We start from the raw sequence: 15,144 nt of genomic DNA on the forward strand, positions 1-15,144 counted from the left end.
CTAGTCTAACATGAAATCGATATATGCCTTTCTGCTGATATGCGCCGTAGCGGCCGTATCCTGTAACAAGGCGCTGGATATGGCGCCGGACGGGAAGCTGTCTATGGACGAGATTTTCACTGACAACAACAAAGTAGCGGCATTCCTGAATTCCTGCTACGCCAACGTACCCAGCAAGGGATTGGGATATTTCTTCACCTCCCGCGGGCCGGTGAACCTTACCGACGACGCCTGGGATACCGACGCCGAAGCGGAGCCCACGCTTATTGCCGGCAGGATGTATAATGGCGATGCAGCACCCGGCGCCCATCCGCTCGACAATCCCGCATCCATCGACCAAGGCAATGGCAACTACTGGAACCGTTACTGGAACTCCATCGGCAACATCAACCTGTTCCTCAGCCGTATCGACACGGCCACGGTAAACGATCCCGCGCACCGCAGCCGCTGGAAAGGGGAAGCGCACCTGCTCCGCGCATTTTACTATACGGAGCTGCTGCTGTGGTATGGCCCGTCCATCCCCATCGAAAAAGCGCCGCACAAATTCACGGACGATTTCTCCAACCTGAAAAAATCAACCTACTACGAATTGGCTAAATTCATCATTGAAGATTGCGACGCCGCGTTGGCCACACCGGAAATTCCCTGGCGGATAACGGTAGACGCTGAAAGCGGCCGGTTCACCAAAGCCCTGGCAACCGCCATCAAAAGCCGGATGATCCTCTTCGCCGCCAGCCCCTTGTACAACCTCGGGCAGGACCACTGGGAAGAAGCCTACAACATCAACAAACAAGCCCTGGCCAGCCTGCGCGCCAACGGGTATGAGCTGTATAACAAAGTGAACCTGCCGCACCTTTATCTAGTGGCAGACGCTCACCTCGGTCCCAACCTCAACCCGCACACCGCGATGTACAACGAGTACTTCACCCAGGCAATGAAATTCCAGGATAACCCGATCGACAAAGAAACCATCTACCAGCACCGCAGCAACACCGGGAATATTTTCCACGTAGACGGCGTTGGCGCGCAGAACGGGTACAAATCCGGCACCTGCCCCACGCAGGAACTGGTGGACGCTTACGAAACCTCCGACGGCAAGCCCGTACTCGTGCAGGACAATCCTTACCTCGACGAAAAACATACCCAGCCCAATTACAATCCGGAAAACACGTTGTACGACCCTGCCAATCCCTACGCCAACCGCGACCCCCGTTTCTACGCCACCATTTACTACAATGGTTCCAAACGGAAAGCGCGCTGGGGTTTTGCGGAAACTACAGAGTCTCCGGAGAATTTTCCTGCCGGCATCGGCAACCGTACACGCATCATCACAACCTATGTGGGCGAGCCTTTTACCGGCATCCATGCCGCCAGGAGAAGCGCTACCCGGACGGGTTATTATGAACGCAAATACCTGTATCCCACTTCGGGAGACGATAACGCGGTGGCGGGTGCTCCGCATAAATGGTACCGCCTGGGCGAAGTGATCCTGAACTTCGCGGAAGCCGCCGCCGAAGCCGGAAAGCTGGATGAAGCCAGGACCGCGGCAAATGAGATCCGCGCGCGCGCAGGCATGCCCGATCTGCCCACCGGTCTTACCAAATCGCAGCTCATTACCCGCATCCGTAACGAACGGCGGGTGGAAATGGCGCTGGAAGAAAACCGCTACTTCGATGTGCGCCGCTGGACGGCCCCGGGCGGCGATCTGGCCAAGACCGATAAATGGGTTACCGCGATGGAAATCACCCGCAACGCGGACGGAAGCTATACCTACAAACGTCGTCCTGTCAGGGAAGTGGAACGCAAGAATTACACCGCGAAGTTCCTGTATTTCCCCCTGCCGCTGGATGAGGCCAACCGCCTCCGTTCCATCACCGGGCAAAACTGGCAAAACCCCGGCTGGTAAGCACGGGATCGTTTTTCTGACCGCAATATGAATCACATGCAACAAAAAATTCAACATACACTCGCGCTGGCGGCATTGCTTGCCTGCGCTGCGTTTCCCGCCGCCGCCCAGCAGGAAAAAGGGGATGTGCGTACCGGTCGTGTTACCGACGTACATGGCCGCCCGCTCGCCGGCGTATCCGTGCAAACGCTGGATGGGCGCAACGGAACCGCCACCGGCGCCAACGGTCAATTCACCCTGCCGCTCAGTACCAGCCAGCTTTCGCTGACGGCCTGGGTGCGCGGTTACCGCCGCGATACCCTGGAGCCGGGTAACAGTGCCGATATTCACATCGTGCTGCAAAGAGATGTACACCAGCTCGACGAGCCCGTGTATATGGGCTATACCTCCCGCGACCGCCGGGGCCTCACCGGTGCCGTGGCCACCGTTTCCGGAGAAGTGCTGGAACGCGCGCCGGTGGCTAACCTGGGTATGACTTTCGCCGGCCGTTTGCCGGGATTGTATACCCATGAATCCGGCTCCGAATTATCCCGCGCCACTACCGACATGTTCATCCGCGGATTATCATCGGCGCGCCGGCAGGGCCCGCTGGTGATCATGGACGGAACGCTCGTATCCTTCAACAGCGCGCAAACCCTGGAGTATATCACGCCTGCCGAAATTGAATCGGTTTCGGTGTTGAAAGATGCATCCGCACAAGCATTGTACGGCATTCAGGGTGCCAACGGCATTATCGTGGTAACGACCAAAAGGGGAACGAAAGGGCCGTTGAAAGTGGACGTGCGCCTCGATCAGTCGATCCAGGAAGTAACCACGCGCCCTGTTTACATCGGTTCCTATGAATACGCCACTTTGCGCAACCAGGCGGCGAAGAACGATGGACGGGGAGATTTCTTTGCATTCAACCAGGCGCAGGTAGAAGGCTTCCGCACGGGATCCGACCGCAACCTGTATCCCGAAAACAACTGGTACGACCGGTACATGCGGGACCAGGCGAAGATGGAGCGCGTCAATGTAAGCTTGTCCGGCGGCAACGACCGCGTGCAGTTTTTCTCCAACCTGAACGTGATGCACCAGGGCGGGCAGTGGAACATTGATACCGACAAGTATAAATCAGACGCCAATAACGTGTGGGTGAATTACCGTTCCAACCTGGATATGAACCTGCATAAGCACATCAAGGCGTTCCTCCGGCTGAGCGGTAATATCAAGCGCGAGCGCACGCCGGGTTCCGGCAACGCCACGGTGTATTCCAGCCTGTTCCAGATGGCGCCTACGGTGTATGGCCCGCTTACGCCGGCCATCATCGACCCACTGGGCAAGGTGCCTCCGGCGGGAGAGCAGGTGATTACGACCGACAAGATCGGATCGCCCACATACGGCATGCTTAACCGTTCCGGCTACTACCGTCATACCGTGGTGAATATCAACTCACAGGTAGGCGTTGAAGCGGATTTGGGATGGTTGACGAAGGGATTGACGCTCACGGGCACCTTCGCGTACCAGACCAATTCCGTGGGCAGCCTCAGCACCACGCAGAATTACGAGCGCTGGATGCGTACCGACCGGCGCGATACCCTGGCCTTCGTAAAGAAAGGCGGGGAAACGAATACGCCGCTGGGATACGGTAAATCAAGCAGTTACTATTACCATCTGACGTACCATTCCCAACTGGATTACAGCCGCGCCTTCGGGAAGCATCATGTGGGCGCCACGGCGTTCGGGTACTTCCAGAACCTCACCACGGCCGACAACGGCGCGCCGGGCATGTTACCTTACACCCGGTTGAGCCTGGGCGGGGAAGTGACGTACAACTATGCCGGCAAATATTACCTGCAATTCGACCTGGGCCGTTCCGGCTCGGAGCAATATGCCCGCGATGTTCGCTTCACCAGTACGCCGGCCGTTTCTGCAGCATGGCTGGTTACCGGGGAACGCTGGCTGGAGGGGGCGGAGTGGCTCAGCCTCCTCAAGCTGCGGGGCTCCTGGGGTAAAACGGCCAACGACCGGAACGGTCTTTCCCGCTTCGCCTACCTCGACAACGTGACCTTCGGCGGCGGCGGTCCGCTCGGCTACCTGCAATACAATATCACCGAAAACCTCGTGGGCAACCCCCTCATAACCGCGGAAATCTCCACCAAACGCAACGCCGGCATCGACATCGGGCTGATCAATATGCTGCACATCACCGCCGATGTTTTCAACGAGAAGATGAACAACATGGTAGTGGCGGCGGTGAACAAGATCCCCCAGTACCAGGGGATCCCGCTCGGCAACTATCCCCGCACCAATATGGGCGTGTTCGAGAACAAAGGCTACGAAGTATCGGCTACCATCAGCAAAGACCTGAATAAGAACTGGGGCTTCTCGCTGGGCGGATGGTTCGCGTACACGAAAAACACCATCATCAGCTGGAACGAAGCCAAACGCGCGGCGGATTACGCTTACCGCAACTGGGAAGAAGGCTTTTCACTGGGGACGGAATTCGGGTACGTGGTAGACCGTTCCAACGGCAACGGCTATTTCAATTCGCAGGAGGAAATCACGGAAAGCGGGCTGACATACGCCTTCGGTACGCCGCGCCCCGGCGACCTGCGGTATACCGACCTGAACGGAGATAACATCATCGACCAGAAAGACCGTGCGCCCATGGGCTACGGCAACACCCCGCGGCAACAGTACGCCGTCAACGGCGGTGTAAGGTTCCGTTCGCTGGAGTTGAACTTCCTTTTCCAGGGCACCGGCCAGTACGCCTCTTCCTATTCCGGCATGGGCGTCCGCGAAACGGAGTTCGACGGCGTGTATGGTTCCCTCCACCGCAAAGCCTGGACGCCGGAACGATATGCAGCGGGAGAAGAAATCACCTATCCGGCGCTTTCTTTGATTAAAACAGTCAACCACGAAACCAATACTTTCTACTTCTACGACCGTTCTTACCTCCGCCTCAAAAACCTCGAACTGATGTGGACGCTGCCCGGCAATTTCGCGAAGAAGCTGGCCGCGCAAAGGTTGCGCATCCTCCTGAGCGGGCAAAACCTGCTCACCTGGGATAAGCTGCCGAGTACGGACTTCGGGCCCGAAAGTGGCGGATACGGCGCATTCCCCGTGTACCGTGTGTACAATGCGGGCGTACAGTTGCAATTCTAATCACGAGACGTTGACATGTTAAAACAAACAACATGAAAAAGATATTCCCCTTCCTCCTCGCCGCCGCCGCACTGTCGTGCAACAAGCAGCTCGACCTGTCGCAAGACGGGCGCATCACGCTGGGAGAAGTATTTAACGATTACGATTATACGCGCGGATATTTGAATTCCTGTTACGGATTCGTGCCCGGCCCCCATGTCGACCGTGCTTCCTTTACCGACGAAGCGCAGGACTGCGACGATATCACCGCCAATTCCCGCTACCGCGCCTGGTACGCCGGCGACGTAACGGCCACCAGCTACGGCGGCCAGTCGCAGGACGGCCAGCCATGGGCGCGCCTGTTCGAGGGTATCCGCAAAACCAACGTATTCCTCAACGGCATCCGCACGGCCAACATCGTGGCGCAGCCGGAAGAGCGCAACTCCTGGGTGGCGCAGGCGCACACCCTGCGGGGATTGTATTATCTCCAGCTCATCAAACGCTATGGCGGCGTGCCCATCTTCGATAAACCGTTGCCGATCGGGCACGACTTTTCCAAAGACAGCCGCGCGAAGTTTTCCGATGTGGTGGCGTTCATTATCAAGGAATGCGATTCCGCGTTGAGCGTGCCGCCCGGCCGCCCCGGCTTCAACTGGGACATCTACGAAAACCAGTATGGTATCATGACCCGCGCGATAGCGCATGCCGTGAAATCGCAAGCCATGCTGTACGCCGCCAGCCCGCTCTGGAGCGACGGCACCTACAGCTGGCAGGAAGTGGCCAATGTAACCGCAACGGCGCTGGGCGAATGCCTCGCCAACGGCTTCAGCCTCTTCAACGAAAATGCCGATCCCGCGGTGGCGCAGAATGCCTATGCGCTCTATCATTTCATCACTTCCAACGACATGCGTACCCGCGACAAGGAAACCATCCTGCACATTGGCGGTACGATGGCCATGTGGCAGAACGCCGGATTGCCCACCAATCCGGGCATGTCGAAGGCTGGGCCTAATCCTACACAGGAGATGATCGACCGATACGAAATGGCCAACGGCGAAACGCCCATCACCGGATACAGCGATAACGACCGTCTCACGCCTATCGTCAATCCCGCTTCGGGATACGATCCGCAGCAACCTTACGTAGGCCGCGATCCGCGTTTTTATGCTTCTATTTACTACAACGGCGCAGTGCGTTATCTCAACCAGCCCAACGGTAAAAAAGTGGAAACGTTCGTGGGCGGACTGGAAGGTATTTCTACCGACAATCGCCGGTTTACCCGCACGGGATATTACGTCCGCAAGTTCAATAACTGGAAATCGGTACAGAATGGCAACGCCGATGGTTCGGTGCGTCTCATCCGGCTGGCCGAGCTTTACCTCAACTTCGCGGAAGCTGCCAACCAGGCTGTTGGTCCCGATGTGAAAGTAACGGTGGGCTCCTTCAGCATGAGCGCCCGCGAGGCGGTGAACGCCGTGCGCGCCAGGGTGGGCATGCCTGGCTTCCCGGCGGGTATGTCGAAGGGGGACTTCGAGAAGAAATACCGCAATGAGCGCGCCGTAGAACTGGCTTTCGAAGAACACCGGTTTTTTGACGTGCGCCGATGGAAAATTCTCGCCGAGACGGATAAATTTGTGACCGGCATGCGCATCACTAAAAACAACGACGTGCTGACGTATGAGCGTTTCAAATTCGAAAACCGCGAGTCGAACCAGGACCGCTTCCTCATGTATCCGCTCGATCAGAACGAGGCCGACAAGATCCGGCAGCTGACCGGCGTGAACTGGCAGAACCCGGGCTGGAATGAATAATGAAAACCATGCAATCGCAACATGAATAGAACTATCCTCACCGCCTGCGCCGCCCTGATGGCTGCGCAGGCGGTTTTCGCGCAACAGAAAACAACGCCCGTGGCCGTTTCGCCGCACCGGGCGGATGAATGGGCCGCTACCGACGGATTGGGAAGAACCATCGCGCCGGGGAGCTATCCCGCACCCAGGGCCGGCAGGTATGTCGGCATTTTTTACTTTATCTGGCAGGGCGCGCACGGCTACGACAAGCATGCCGCCGGCGCTCCCGGAGGCGGCGTGATGGCCAAATCTCCCACCGACATGAAGAGCCCTTACGACATTACCGAAATGCTCAAAGCCCATCCCGGTAACCCGCAGTACGGGCCGGTGCATGCCTTCCATCACTGGGGCGAACCTTATTTCGGGTATTACCTGCCGGATGATGAATGGATCATCCGCAAACACGCGCAAATGCTCAGCGACGCAGGTGTGGACGTGATTGTTTTCGATGTGACGAACGGGCCGATTTACCTGCCCCAGGTCACGAAAGTCGCCGAAACCTACCGGAAGCTGCGCGCGTCGGGGGAAGCAGCGCCTTCCATTGCTTTCATCGTGAACAGTTCGCCGAAACAAACGGTCCAAAATCTGTATAACGAAATTTATAAAAAAGGCCTCTTCAGCGACCTGTGGTTTTACTGGAAAGGCAAGCCCCTGCTGTTATGCCCGCCCGAAGCGGTAACGCCGGAGATCGGCGCATTCTTCAACGTGCGGCAGTCGTGGGCATGGAGCAAAGGGCAGGAGTGGTTTGCGGATGGGAAAGACAAATGGCCCTGGCTCGATCATACCCCGCAATCATACGGCTGGCATGAGTCGGAGGATAAGCCGGAACAGATCAGCGTAGCGGTGGCGGAACATCCTGTATCCAACATCGGGCGCAGTTTCCATAACGGGAAGCAGCCCAAAACGCCAGTCACGGAAAAGGGTTTGTATTTCAACGAGCAATGGAAACGTGCGTTGGAAGTGGACCCGGAATTCGTTTTTGTTACCGGTTGGAACGAATGGGTGGCGATGTGTTTCCTGGCGGGAAGCGCCGGACAGGATTTTTGGGGAAGAAAGCCAAAGCAGGAGAAACTTATTTCGTAGATCTGTACGATGCGGAGTTCAGTCGCGACGCCGAGCCGGCGAACGCCGTAACACAGGACCATTACTATTACCAGATGGCGTCGTTCATCCGGCAGTATAAAGGCGCCCGCCGGCCCCAGGCGGCTTCGGGGAAAGACAAGATCCGGATAGACGGGGTGTTTGCTGACTGGGCGAAGGTCAAAACCCGGTTCACGGACGACCAGGGCGACGTACTGCACCGCAACCATCCCGGTTGGGGCCGGATCCAGGCTTATACCAATACCACCGGCCGCAACGACATCGTGGCGGCAGCGGTGGCTTCAGATGCAGAAAATGTTTATTTCTATGTGAAAACCGCGCAGGACATGACGCCGCGCACTGATCCCGACTGGATGCGCCTGTTCATCAAGGTAGAAGGGCAGGAAGGCCCGCAGTGGGAAGGGTTTGGATTTCATGTAGCACCCTCGCCGCAAAACGCGCAGGCAGCTTCGTTGTTGCGATTTGCCGGAGGGGCCTGGTCGGAAGGGGGAACGGTGCAATGCCGGCAGCAAGGAGCGGAGATGGAAATTGCCGTGCCGAAAAAGCTGCTGGGCATCAAGGGCGGCAAGTTTGCGCTGCAAGTGAAGTGGGCGGATAACTTCCCGTTGGGCGCCGGCGCCATGGGATGGCTCGATAAGGGAGACGCTGCGCCGAACGCGCGGTTTACCTGGCGGTACGCGCATCGGTAGAATAGTATTCTCATCAAAAAATCCCCTTTGCGGCGCGGATGATCCGTGCGCAAAGGGGATTGTTATTTGTCAGTTGGAGTACCGGATTAGTAACGACGGTCGCCGCCGCCACGGTCGAAGCGGTCGCGCTCTACGCGGGGCTTTGCTTCGGAAACGCTGATCTGGCGGCCTTCGATGGCTTTACCTTCCAGTTCGCGGATGGCGGTGAGTGCTTCTTCGCGCTCGGGCATCTCCACGAAACCGAATCCGCGGGACACGCCGGTGTAGCGGTCTACGATGATTTTGCAGGATTCTACGCGGCCGAAAGGTGAAAAGATATCGAAGAGTTCCTCATCCCGTAATTGGGTCATGAGATTGGATACATACAGGTTCATAGTGAACGTTTTTATGATAAAAAATAAATAAACGGTTAATGCGCCTCCACGGGCTGCAGCTTGTTCATCCGGATAATCCGCATCCAGGCCAGCAGCCTGATAACGGGGTATACCGGGTCCAATTCGTGCCAGCGAAATCCGAAATTGACGGCAGAGGGGCGTTTGTGGTGATTGTTGTGGTAAGATTCTCCCAGCATGAACACATCGAGGTGGAACAAATTCCGGGAAGTATTCTTTACCGCGAAGTTGTTGTAGCCGTACTTGTGTGCGAACCAGTTAATGATGGCGCCATGTACGGCGCCCATGGTGATAACGATGGGCAGCAGCAGGAAGAGCCAGGGCGAGGATGCCCACAGCACAAAGATCATTGTGTAGATGCCAACCCACAACAGGCGGCTCCAGGCGCTGCCGGCCCAGCGGTCGAACGCAGGCCATTCCGGAACGCCTTTCAGGAAGCGGTCTTCCACATCGGATTTGTCTCCCACAATATCCAGGTACACGCGGCGGGTGCGCCACATCATGGCGAATACGTTTTGTGAAAACGCAGGTGAGTGCGGATCCTTTTCCGTATCTGTGTATGCATGGTGCATGCGGTGCATAATCCCGTATGCACGCGGGCTCATGTAAGATGAACCCTGGGTGAGATAGGCGAATATGTGGAAGAATTTTTCCCAGAACCGGTTCATATGAAACGCTTTATGCGCAGCATACCGGTGTTGGAAAAACGTTTGTGAAAACAATGACAAATACCAATGCAGTATAAAAAAAGAAAAATAATCATGTTAGGAATCCTGCTGTTTTAACGGGAGGTAAACATTGGAAAAACAGCAAATTCAGAAGATAAGACCGTCGTAGAAAGAGAGGGGACGCTGAAAATAACGGTAATAAGAAGAGAATTCAGTGCGTTTCTGACTGCATAAAGGTAGGCTTATTATTGTTAATAAAAGCACAAAGTAGCGGAATGGCTAAAATCCCCCCATTTTTGTCGTAACCGCACCGCAGTCTTTTCCACGGGATGCGGCACCTTTGTTGTGTTGAACGACGTATTGTTTTACCACAAATCCAAAGTCATGAATATGCAAACCTATCAGATCGACATCCAGGCCCCCCGCGAAAAAGTATGGCAGGTACTCTTCGGAGAAGACACCTATCCCCAATGGACCAAAGCCTTCAATGAAGAATCCCGCGTGGAAACCGACTGGCAAAAGGGCAGCCGCGCCCTCTTCCTCGACGCCAAAGGCGACGGCATGGTTTCCCGCATCGCGGAAAATATCCCCAACGAATTCATGTCTATCGAACACCTGGGCACCCTGATGGATGGTAAAGAAGATACCACCAGCCCCGAAGTAGCCCAATGGAACGGCGCACACGAAAACTATCGCCTGCAGGATATTGATGGCGGCACCCGCCTGCTCATCGAAATGGAAATCGACGATAACAGCGAGTATGCTGAGATGTTCGCCGGCATGTGGCCCAAAGCCCTGGAAAATGTAAAAGGCATTGCGGAAAAAACTGATCTGCGTACTTTTTTCACGCAAAAACCGACTTTTGAACGATCAAATCGCGATTTGAGTAGCTCTATATTGTAAGGATGCGGATGTTTGCCGTCAAAAACAGCCGGACGTTATGCATCAAAAATCCATCCTTCTTACCTCGCTGCTCATCCTGACCGCCGCCCTGGCGGCAGGGCAGCAGCCTGTCGGCGATAAAGCTTCCCGCCTCCGGGATACCGCATTCATCTTCTCCTTCCGCCAGAAAATCGAACAGTTCCGGCAGCGGTATCATATCCCGGGCCTCAGCGCGGGGATCGTATACAACGGAAAACTGGCCTGGTGCCAGGGATTCGGCTTCGCGGATGTCGAAAACGGCATCGTGCCCGACGAACATACCAACTTCCAGATCGCTTCCGTGACGAAGACTTTCGGCGCCATCCTGCTGATGCAACAGGTTTATGCCGGAAAAGTTTCCCTCGACGACCCCATTTCGAAGTACCGCATCAACCTGGGCGCCCGCTGGGGCAGCGATCCGCGCATCAAGCTGAAACATCTACTCACTCATACCGCCGCCGGCAATGATTTCAACGGCTTCAAGCCCGGGTACAAATTTATTTATAACGGCGGCTGGTACGGCCGGCTGGAAGAAACCATCACGCAATCCGCCGGGCAATCCTTCGCGCAATTGCTCCTCGACCGGATCATCCGGCCTTTAGATATGACGCAAACAGCCCCCAGCCCTGACGATACCGCCGCTTTCCGGTTAACCGGCCTCGATAGCGCAGCTTATGTCAAAACCATGGCCATACCATACGACTGGCTCAAAAAAGGCAATAAATTAGTGCGGGTGAAAGGTTTCCGGTACGGTTTCGGGCCTGCCGCCGGGATGGTGAGCAATGTAGCCGACCTGGCGAAATACGCCATCGCCATCGATGAGCGCAAATTCCTCAGCTCCGACCAATGGGATACTATGTGGATGCCCTTCGTAACCCCGAAAGGCGAAAAGATCCAGTACGGCCAGGGTTGGTTTACCATGCGGTACAAGGGAGAAAGGGTAGTGTGGCACACCGGCTGGTGGATGGGGTATTCGGCATTGTTCCTTAAAGTGCCCGACAGGAATCTGACTTTCATCGCATTGGCCAATTCACAGGATCTGAGCCGGCCGTTTTACCATATCGTTCAGCCGATTCCCGGTTTCATCGCCCGGTACGATCCCCTGAAAAAGAACCTCAAAGACCGGGTCGACGCTTCCGATTTCGGGCGGTTGTTCCTGGAGAGCTTCATGCATTAGCTTTTCCGTTCCAGCGCGGCGAGCTCATCCATCACCACGGCTTCGGTGCGCGCCTTCAGTTCCGGGTTTCCTTTGTGCATCAATTTGAGCAGCTGCCGGCATTCCCGGAGGAAAACAGGGGCGAAGTCGGTATCCTGTTCCGACATCCCCTGGCAGTTATCCAGTATGTCCGCGTATTTAATGGTTTGGGCGTCGGGGCTGTTCTGCAGAATGCGCTTCAGCTCGGCGGATTTCCGCTTGCGGCGGTTCCATTCGGGATAGTTTTTCTTGATGTATACGTCGGTCAGCTCCACGACCAGCTGCAAAGTGCGTTCAGCTTCGCGGGCGGGCATGATGCTGGAAAGGAAGGATGACAGCTCGCTTTTTGTGACGGCAGTGTCTTCCAGCACATCGTGCAGGATGGCGGCGGCGAGCACGGGAAGGGATTGCGTGTAGGCTTCGCATATCCGCATCACCCGCATGGGATGAACGATGTAGCGGTCCCGCGGCGTGTATTTGCGCATCTGGTCGCCATGCGCCTTGTCGGTGAAAGCTTCAATGGTTTGGAGGATTTCATGCATCTTTCTTTCCGCAGCAAAAAAAATGCCGCAGCGAGCCGGGGATTTGTGTATTTTGAAGAGAACCCAAACAACAGTGAATCATGTCTATCTCCCGTCGCGATTTTATGCGGAACAGCCTTGGCAGCGCCGCCATGCTGACAATCCCCGCCGGATCCGCCATCGCCGCCGCCACCGCGCCGGTGGCAGCCCCGGCTAAACCTTTTAAACTGGCGGTTTCCACGTACAGCTACTGGCATTTCAGGACGCCGAAAGTGCCCATCGAAAAAGTGATCGACGAAGCCGCCGCGCTTTCGGTGGAAGGGGTGGATATCCTGCATCGCCAGATGGAAAGCGAAGACAACGCCTACCTGCAAAAACTGAAACGCCATGCTTTCCTGAATGGCGTAGACCTGGTGTCTTTATCCATTCACCAGGACTTCGTTTCCCCCGATGCGGCCGAGCGGCAGAAAGATATTGATCATACGATCAAATGCATCGAGCTGGCGTATAAAATGGGGATTCCCTGCATCCGCCTGAATTCCGGGCGCTGGGGCACCATCAAATCGTTCGACGACCTCATGGCGGCCCGCGGCGTAGAGCCCGCCATCCCCGGGTATACGGAAGACGATGCTTTTAAATGGTGCATCGACAGCATTCAGCAGTGCCTCGACAAAGCCGCGCAATGCGGCGTGGTGCTGGCGCTGGAAAACCACTGGGGGCTTACTTCCACGCCGGAAGGACTGCTCCGCATCCGCAAAGCGATCGATTCGCCGTGGATGGGTATTTTGCTCGATACGGGCAATTTCCTGGAAAACCCGTACGATAAATTGGCCATGGTAGCCCCGCACGCAAATTTCGTGCAAGCTAAAACCTATTATGGCGGCGGAGAATGGTACACACTGGATCTTGATTATCCCCGTATCATCCGCATGCTCCGCGAAGCCAGGTACAACGGATACATTTCCATTGAATTCGAAGGCAAGGAAGCCGCCGAAACGGGTGTCCGCAAAAGCGTGGACATGCTCCGCAAGGCGATGTCCTGATCCTACTTTTTATCTTCGGGCCGGTCGGGCACATATTCCAGTATGTCGCCCGGCTGGCAGTCGAGGATCTCGCAGATCATTTCCAAAGAAGAGAACCGGATGGCCTTAGCCTTTCCGGTTTTTAGAATGGACAGGTTGGAGAGGGTAATATCCATCCGTTCCGATAATTCCGTCAACTGCATCTTGCGTTTGGCAAGCATAACGTCGAGATTCACGATGATCGCCATACCTATATCGTTAACTGGTTTTCTTTATAAATTTCCACGCCGCGGCGGTACACGACTGCCAGCGCCAGCAACAGCAAGCCCATCCAGAAGCTGTTACCCACCTCCATCAATTGTTGGAAATAAGGCGTGAAATATGGATTTGTCATCCTGTTGAAGATATAATATCCGATCAGTCGCACCACATCTGCCGCGATGAGCAACAAACCGATATTGCGGATACGCACGGCGTTGATTTCCCGGAAAGGTTCCTTCAGCGACGAATCCTGGAATATCTTCCGCAGCCATCCCATACCCGTTACTACCGCAATGGCGCCCAGCAGCGTGATCACGTAACTGTAAATGCCCAACGGCGACCGGCTGGTGGTGCGCAGGGTGTACATGTCTTCTTTCTTTTCCAGCGCCGCGTTTTTCAGGCTGCCATAAATGAGTTTCGGGGGAAGAGTGTCTTTCTTCGGGAATGCCTTCACGTCGAAGTTGACGGTCAGTTGATGGGAAGTATCTGTGAGTTCCTGCGTACCGATCACCACCGCCATCGTTTTTAATATCACGACCAGCAGCGCGAGGAGCGCCACTACATAGTAAACCACATTGACCAGTACCCGGACTACATCAAACGTTCTTTGTCCTTGCATGGGGAATTTGTTTTTGTTGGGACAAAACTAGTGCGCATTTTTCGATTATCAAAATAAATTTATCGAAAAAGAATAAATAATAGCTGTAAAAGGATGATTAGTTCGTCACAATGCCGCGGTGTTGCTGCATGTATTGGCTGGGGCTGACGCCGAACTGTTTGATGAAATTTTTACCGAAATGGGTTTGGGATTTATATCCTACCATCATGGCCACTTCATAGATTTTCAGGTTGCGGCTGGCGAGCAGTTCGGCGGCTTTTTTCAAACGGGTTACGTTGATAAGCTCATGCGGCGTGAGGTCGGAGATGGCTTTGATCTTGCGATAGAGGCTCACCCGGCTCATGTTTACATGGCGCGACAGGTGTTCCACGTCGAGCTCGGTGTTTTCCAGTTCCTGTAAAATGAAGTGGTGGATGGAATTGAGGAAGGATTCGTCTTCGCTGGTATGCGCCATCGCCTGGATGGGGGCTTGCGGCGTGCTGGCGAAGTACTGGCGGATTTTATTGCGGTTGCTGAGCAGGTTGGCGATCTGGACTTTGAGGAAAGCGGGGGAGAAGGGCTTTTCGATGTAAGCATCCGCGCCGGTTTCAAGGCCTTCGATCTTGGAGCGAAGGGTGTTTTTGGCGGTGAGGAGCACCACGGGGATGTGGCTGATGGCGAAGGTGGTTTTAACGGTTTTACATAGTTCGAAGCCATCCATGAGTGGCATCATCACATCGGAAATGATGAGGTCCACATTTTCCTGATGCAGCATGGCGATGGCGTCCCGGCCGTTCTCAGTGCGGAGAATCTGGTATTCGGGCACAAGGATGGAGGAAACGAAATCCAGGATTTCTTCGTTATCGTCGGCCAGCAAAATAACAGGTTGCATAG

Annotated in this window: 14 protein-coding genes; 8 read left to right on the top strand and 6 right to left on the bottom strand. The window is 55.4% G+C overall.

Annotated elements, in window-relative coordinates:
- Positions 1 to 10 precede the first annotated feature (10 nt).
- The 5 genes from WJU16_RS23230 to WJU16_RS23250 are packed head-to-tail and all read left to right on the top strand — an operon-like array spanning position 11 to position 8,672.
- The gene (locus tag WJU16_RS23230; RefSeq protein WP_341835745.1) at positions 11 to 1,906 is read left to right on the top strand and encodes a RagB/SusD family nutrient uptake outer membrane protein; all 1,896 of its coding nucleotides are present in this window, start codon (positions 11 to 13) and stop codon (positions 1,904 to 1,906) included.
- A gap of 36 nt (positions 1,907 to 1,942) precedes the next feature.
- A complete protein-coding gene (locus WJU16_RS23235) occupies positions 1,943 to 5,053 on the top strand; it encodes a SusC/RagA family TonB-linked outer membrane protein (RefSeq protein WP_341835746.1) in 3,111 nt (1,036 codons plus the stop codon).
- A gap of 32 nt (positions 5,054 to 5,085) precedes the next feature.
- Entirely contained in the window at positions 5,086 to 6,843 is a 1,758-nt protein-coding gene (locus WJU16_RS23240; protein ID WP_341835747.1) for a RagB/SusD family nutrient uptake outer membrane protein, read from the top strand.
- 21 nt (positions 6,844 to 6,864) lie between these two features.
- Complete coding sequence (locus WJU16_RS23245) at positions 6,865 to 7,965, top strand: hypothetical protein (protein WP_341835748.1); 1,101 nt, start codon at positions 6,865 to 6,867, stop codon at positions 7,963 to 7,965.
- Positions 7,926 to 8,672 carry a hypothetical protein gene (locus WJU16_RS23250; RefSeq protein WP_341835749.1) on the top strand — a complete coding sequence of 249 codons (747 nt, stop codon included), beginning with the start codon at positions 7,926 to 7,928 and terminating at the stop codon, positions 8,670 to 8,672. Before WJU16_RS23245 ends, WJU16_RS23250 begins: the two co-directional genes overlap by 40 nt.
- Before the next feature lie 86 nt (positions 8,673 to 8,758).
- Here the strand turns inward: WJU16_RS23250 and WJU16_RS23255 are convergent, their stop codons facing one another.
- Positions 8,759 to 9,046, bottom strand: a complete 288-nt coding sequence (locus tag WJU16_RS23255) for an RNA-binding protein (protein ID WP_341835750.1) — start codon at positions 9,044 to 9,046, stop codon at positions 8,759 to 8,761.
- 35 nt (positions 9,047 to 9,081) lie between these two features.
- The gene (locus tag WJU16_RS23260) at positions 9,082 to 9,792 is read right to left on the bottom strand and encodes an acyl-CoA desaturase (protein WP_341835751.1); all 711 of its coding nucleotides are present in this window, start codon (positions 9,790 to 9,792) and stop codon (positions 9,082 to 9,084) included.
- Positions 9,793 to 10,116: 324 nt separating this feature from the next.
- Here WJU16_RS23260 and WJU16_RS23265 point away from each other — a divergent pair, with 324 nt between their 5' ends.
- Both WJU16_RS23265 and WJU16_RS23270 read left to right on the top strand, forming a co-directional pair.
- Positions 10,117 to 10,635 carry an SRPBCC domain-containing protein gene (locus WJU16_RS23265; RefSeq protein ID WP_341835752.1) on the top strand — a complete coding sequence of 173 codons (519 nt, stop codon included), beginning with the start codon at positions 10,117 to 10,119 and terminating at the stop codon, positions 10,633 to 10,635.
- Between the two features lie 37 nt (positions 10,636 to 10,672).
- Entirely contained in the window at positions 10,673 to 11,830 is a 1,158-nt protein-coding gene (locus tag WJU16_RS23270; RefSeq protein ID WP_341835753.1) for a serine hydrolase domain-containing protein, read from the top strand.
- On the opposite strand, the gene WJU16_RS23275 is transcribed toward WJU16_RS23270, so the two are convergent.
- Positions 11,827 to 12,390 (bottom strand): HD domain-containing protein, encoded by a 564-nt coding sequence (locus WJU16_RS23275; RefSeq protein ID WP_341835754.1) that lies wholly within the window; start codon positions 12,388 to 12,390, stop codon positions 11,827 to 11,829. The genes WJU16_RS23270 and WJU16_RS23275 overlap by 4 nt on opposite strands.
- 80 nt (positions 12,391 to 12,470) lie before the next feature.
- On the opposite strand from WJU16_RS23275, the gene WJU16_RS23280 reads away from it, so the two are divergent.
- Positions 12,471 to 13,412, top strand: a complete 942-nt coding sequence (locus WJU16_RS23280; RefSeq protein ID WP_341835755.1) for a sugar phosphate isomerase/epimerase family protein — start codon at positions 12,471 to 12,473, stop codon at positions 13,410 to 13,412.
- 2 nt (positions 13,413 to 13,414) lie between these two features.
- Here WJU16_RS23280 and WJU16_RS23285 read toward each other — a convergent pair whose 3' ends face one another.
- From WJU16_RS23285 to WJU16_RS23295, 3 genes are all read right to left on the bottom strand, one after another.
- Complete coding sequence (locus WJU16_RS23285; protein WP_298715001.1) at positions 13,415 to 13,639, bottom strand: helix-turn-helix transcriptional regulator; 225 nt, start codon at positions 13,637 to 13,639, stop codon at positions 13,415 to 13,417.
- Between the two features lie 2 nt (positions 13,640 to 13,641).
- Positions 13,642 to 14,271: a DUF2975 domain-containing protein gene (locus tag WJU16_RS23290; protein ID WP_341835756.1), complete on the bottom strand. Its 630-nt coding sequence runs from the start codon at positions 14,269 to 14,271 to the stop codon at positions 13,642 to 13,644.
- 97 nt (positions 14,272 to 14,368) lie between these two features.
- On the bottom strand, positions 14,369 to 15,142 hold the full coding sequence (locus WJU16_RS23295; RefSeq protein ID WP_341835757.1) for a response regulator: 774 nt from the start codon (positions 15,140 to 15,142) through the stop codon (positions 14,369 to 14,371).
- Positions 15,143 to 15,144: the final 2 nt, after the last annotated feature.

Origin of the sequence: Chitinophaga pollutisoli, assembly GCF_038396755.1 — a bacterium.
Classification (GTDB): domain Bacteria; phylum Bacteroidota; class Bacteroidia; order Chitinophagales; family Chitinophagaceae; genus Chitinophaga; species Chitinophaga pollutisoli.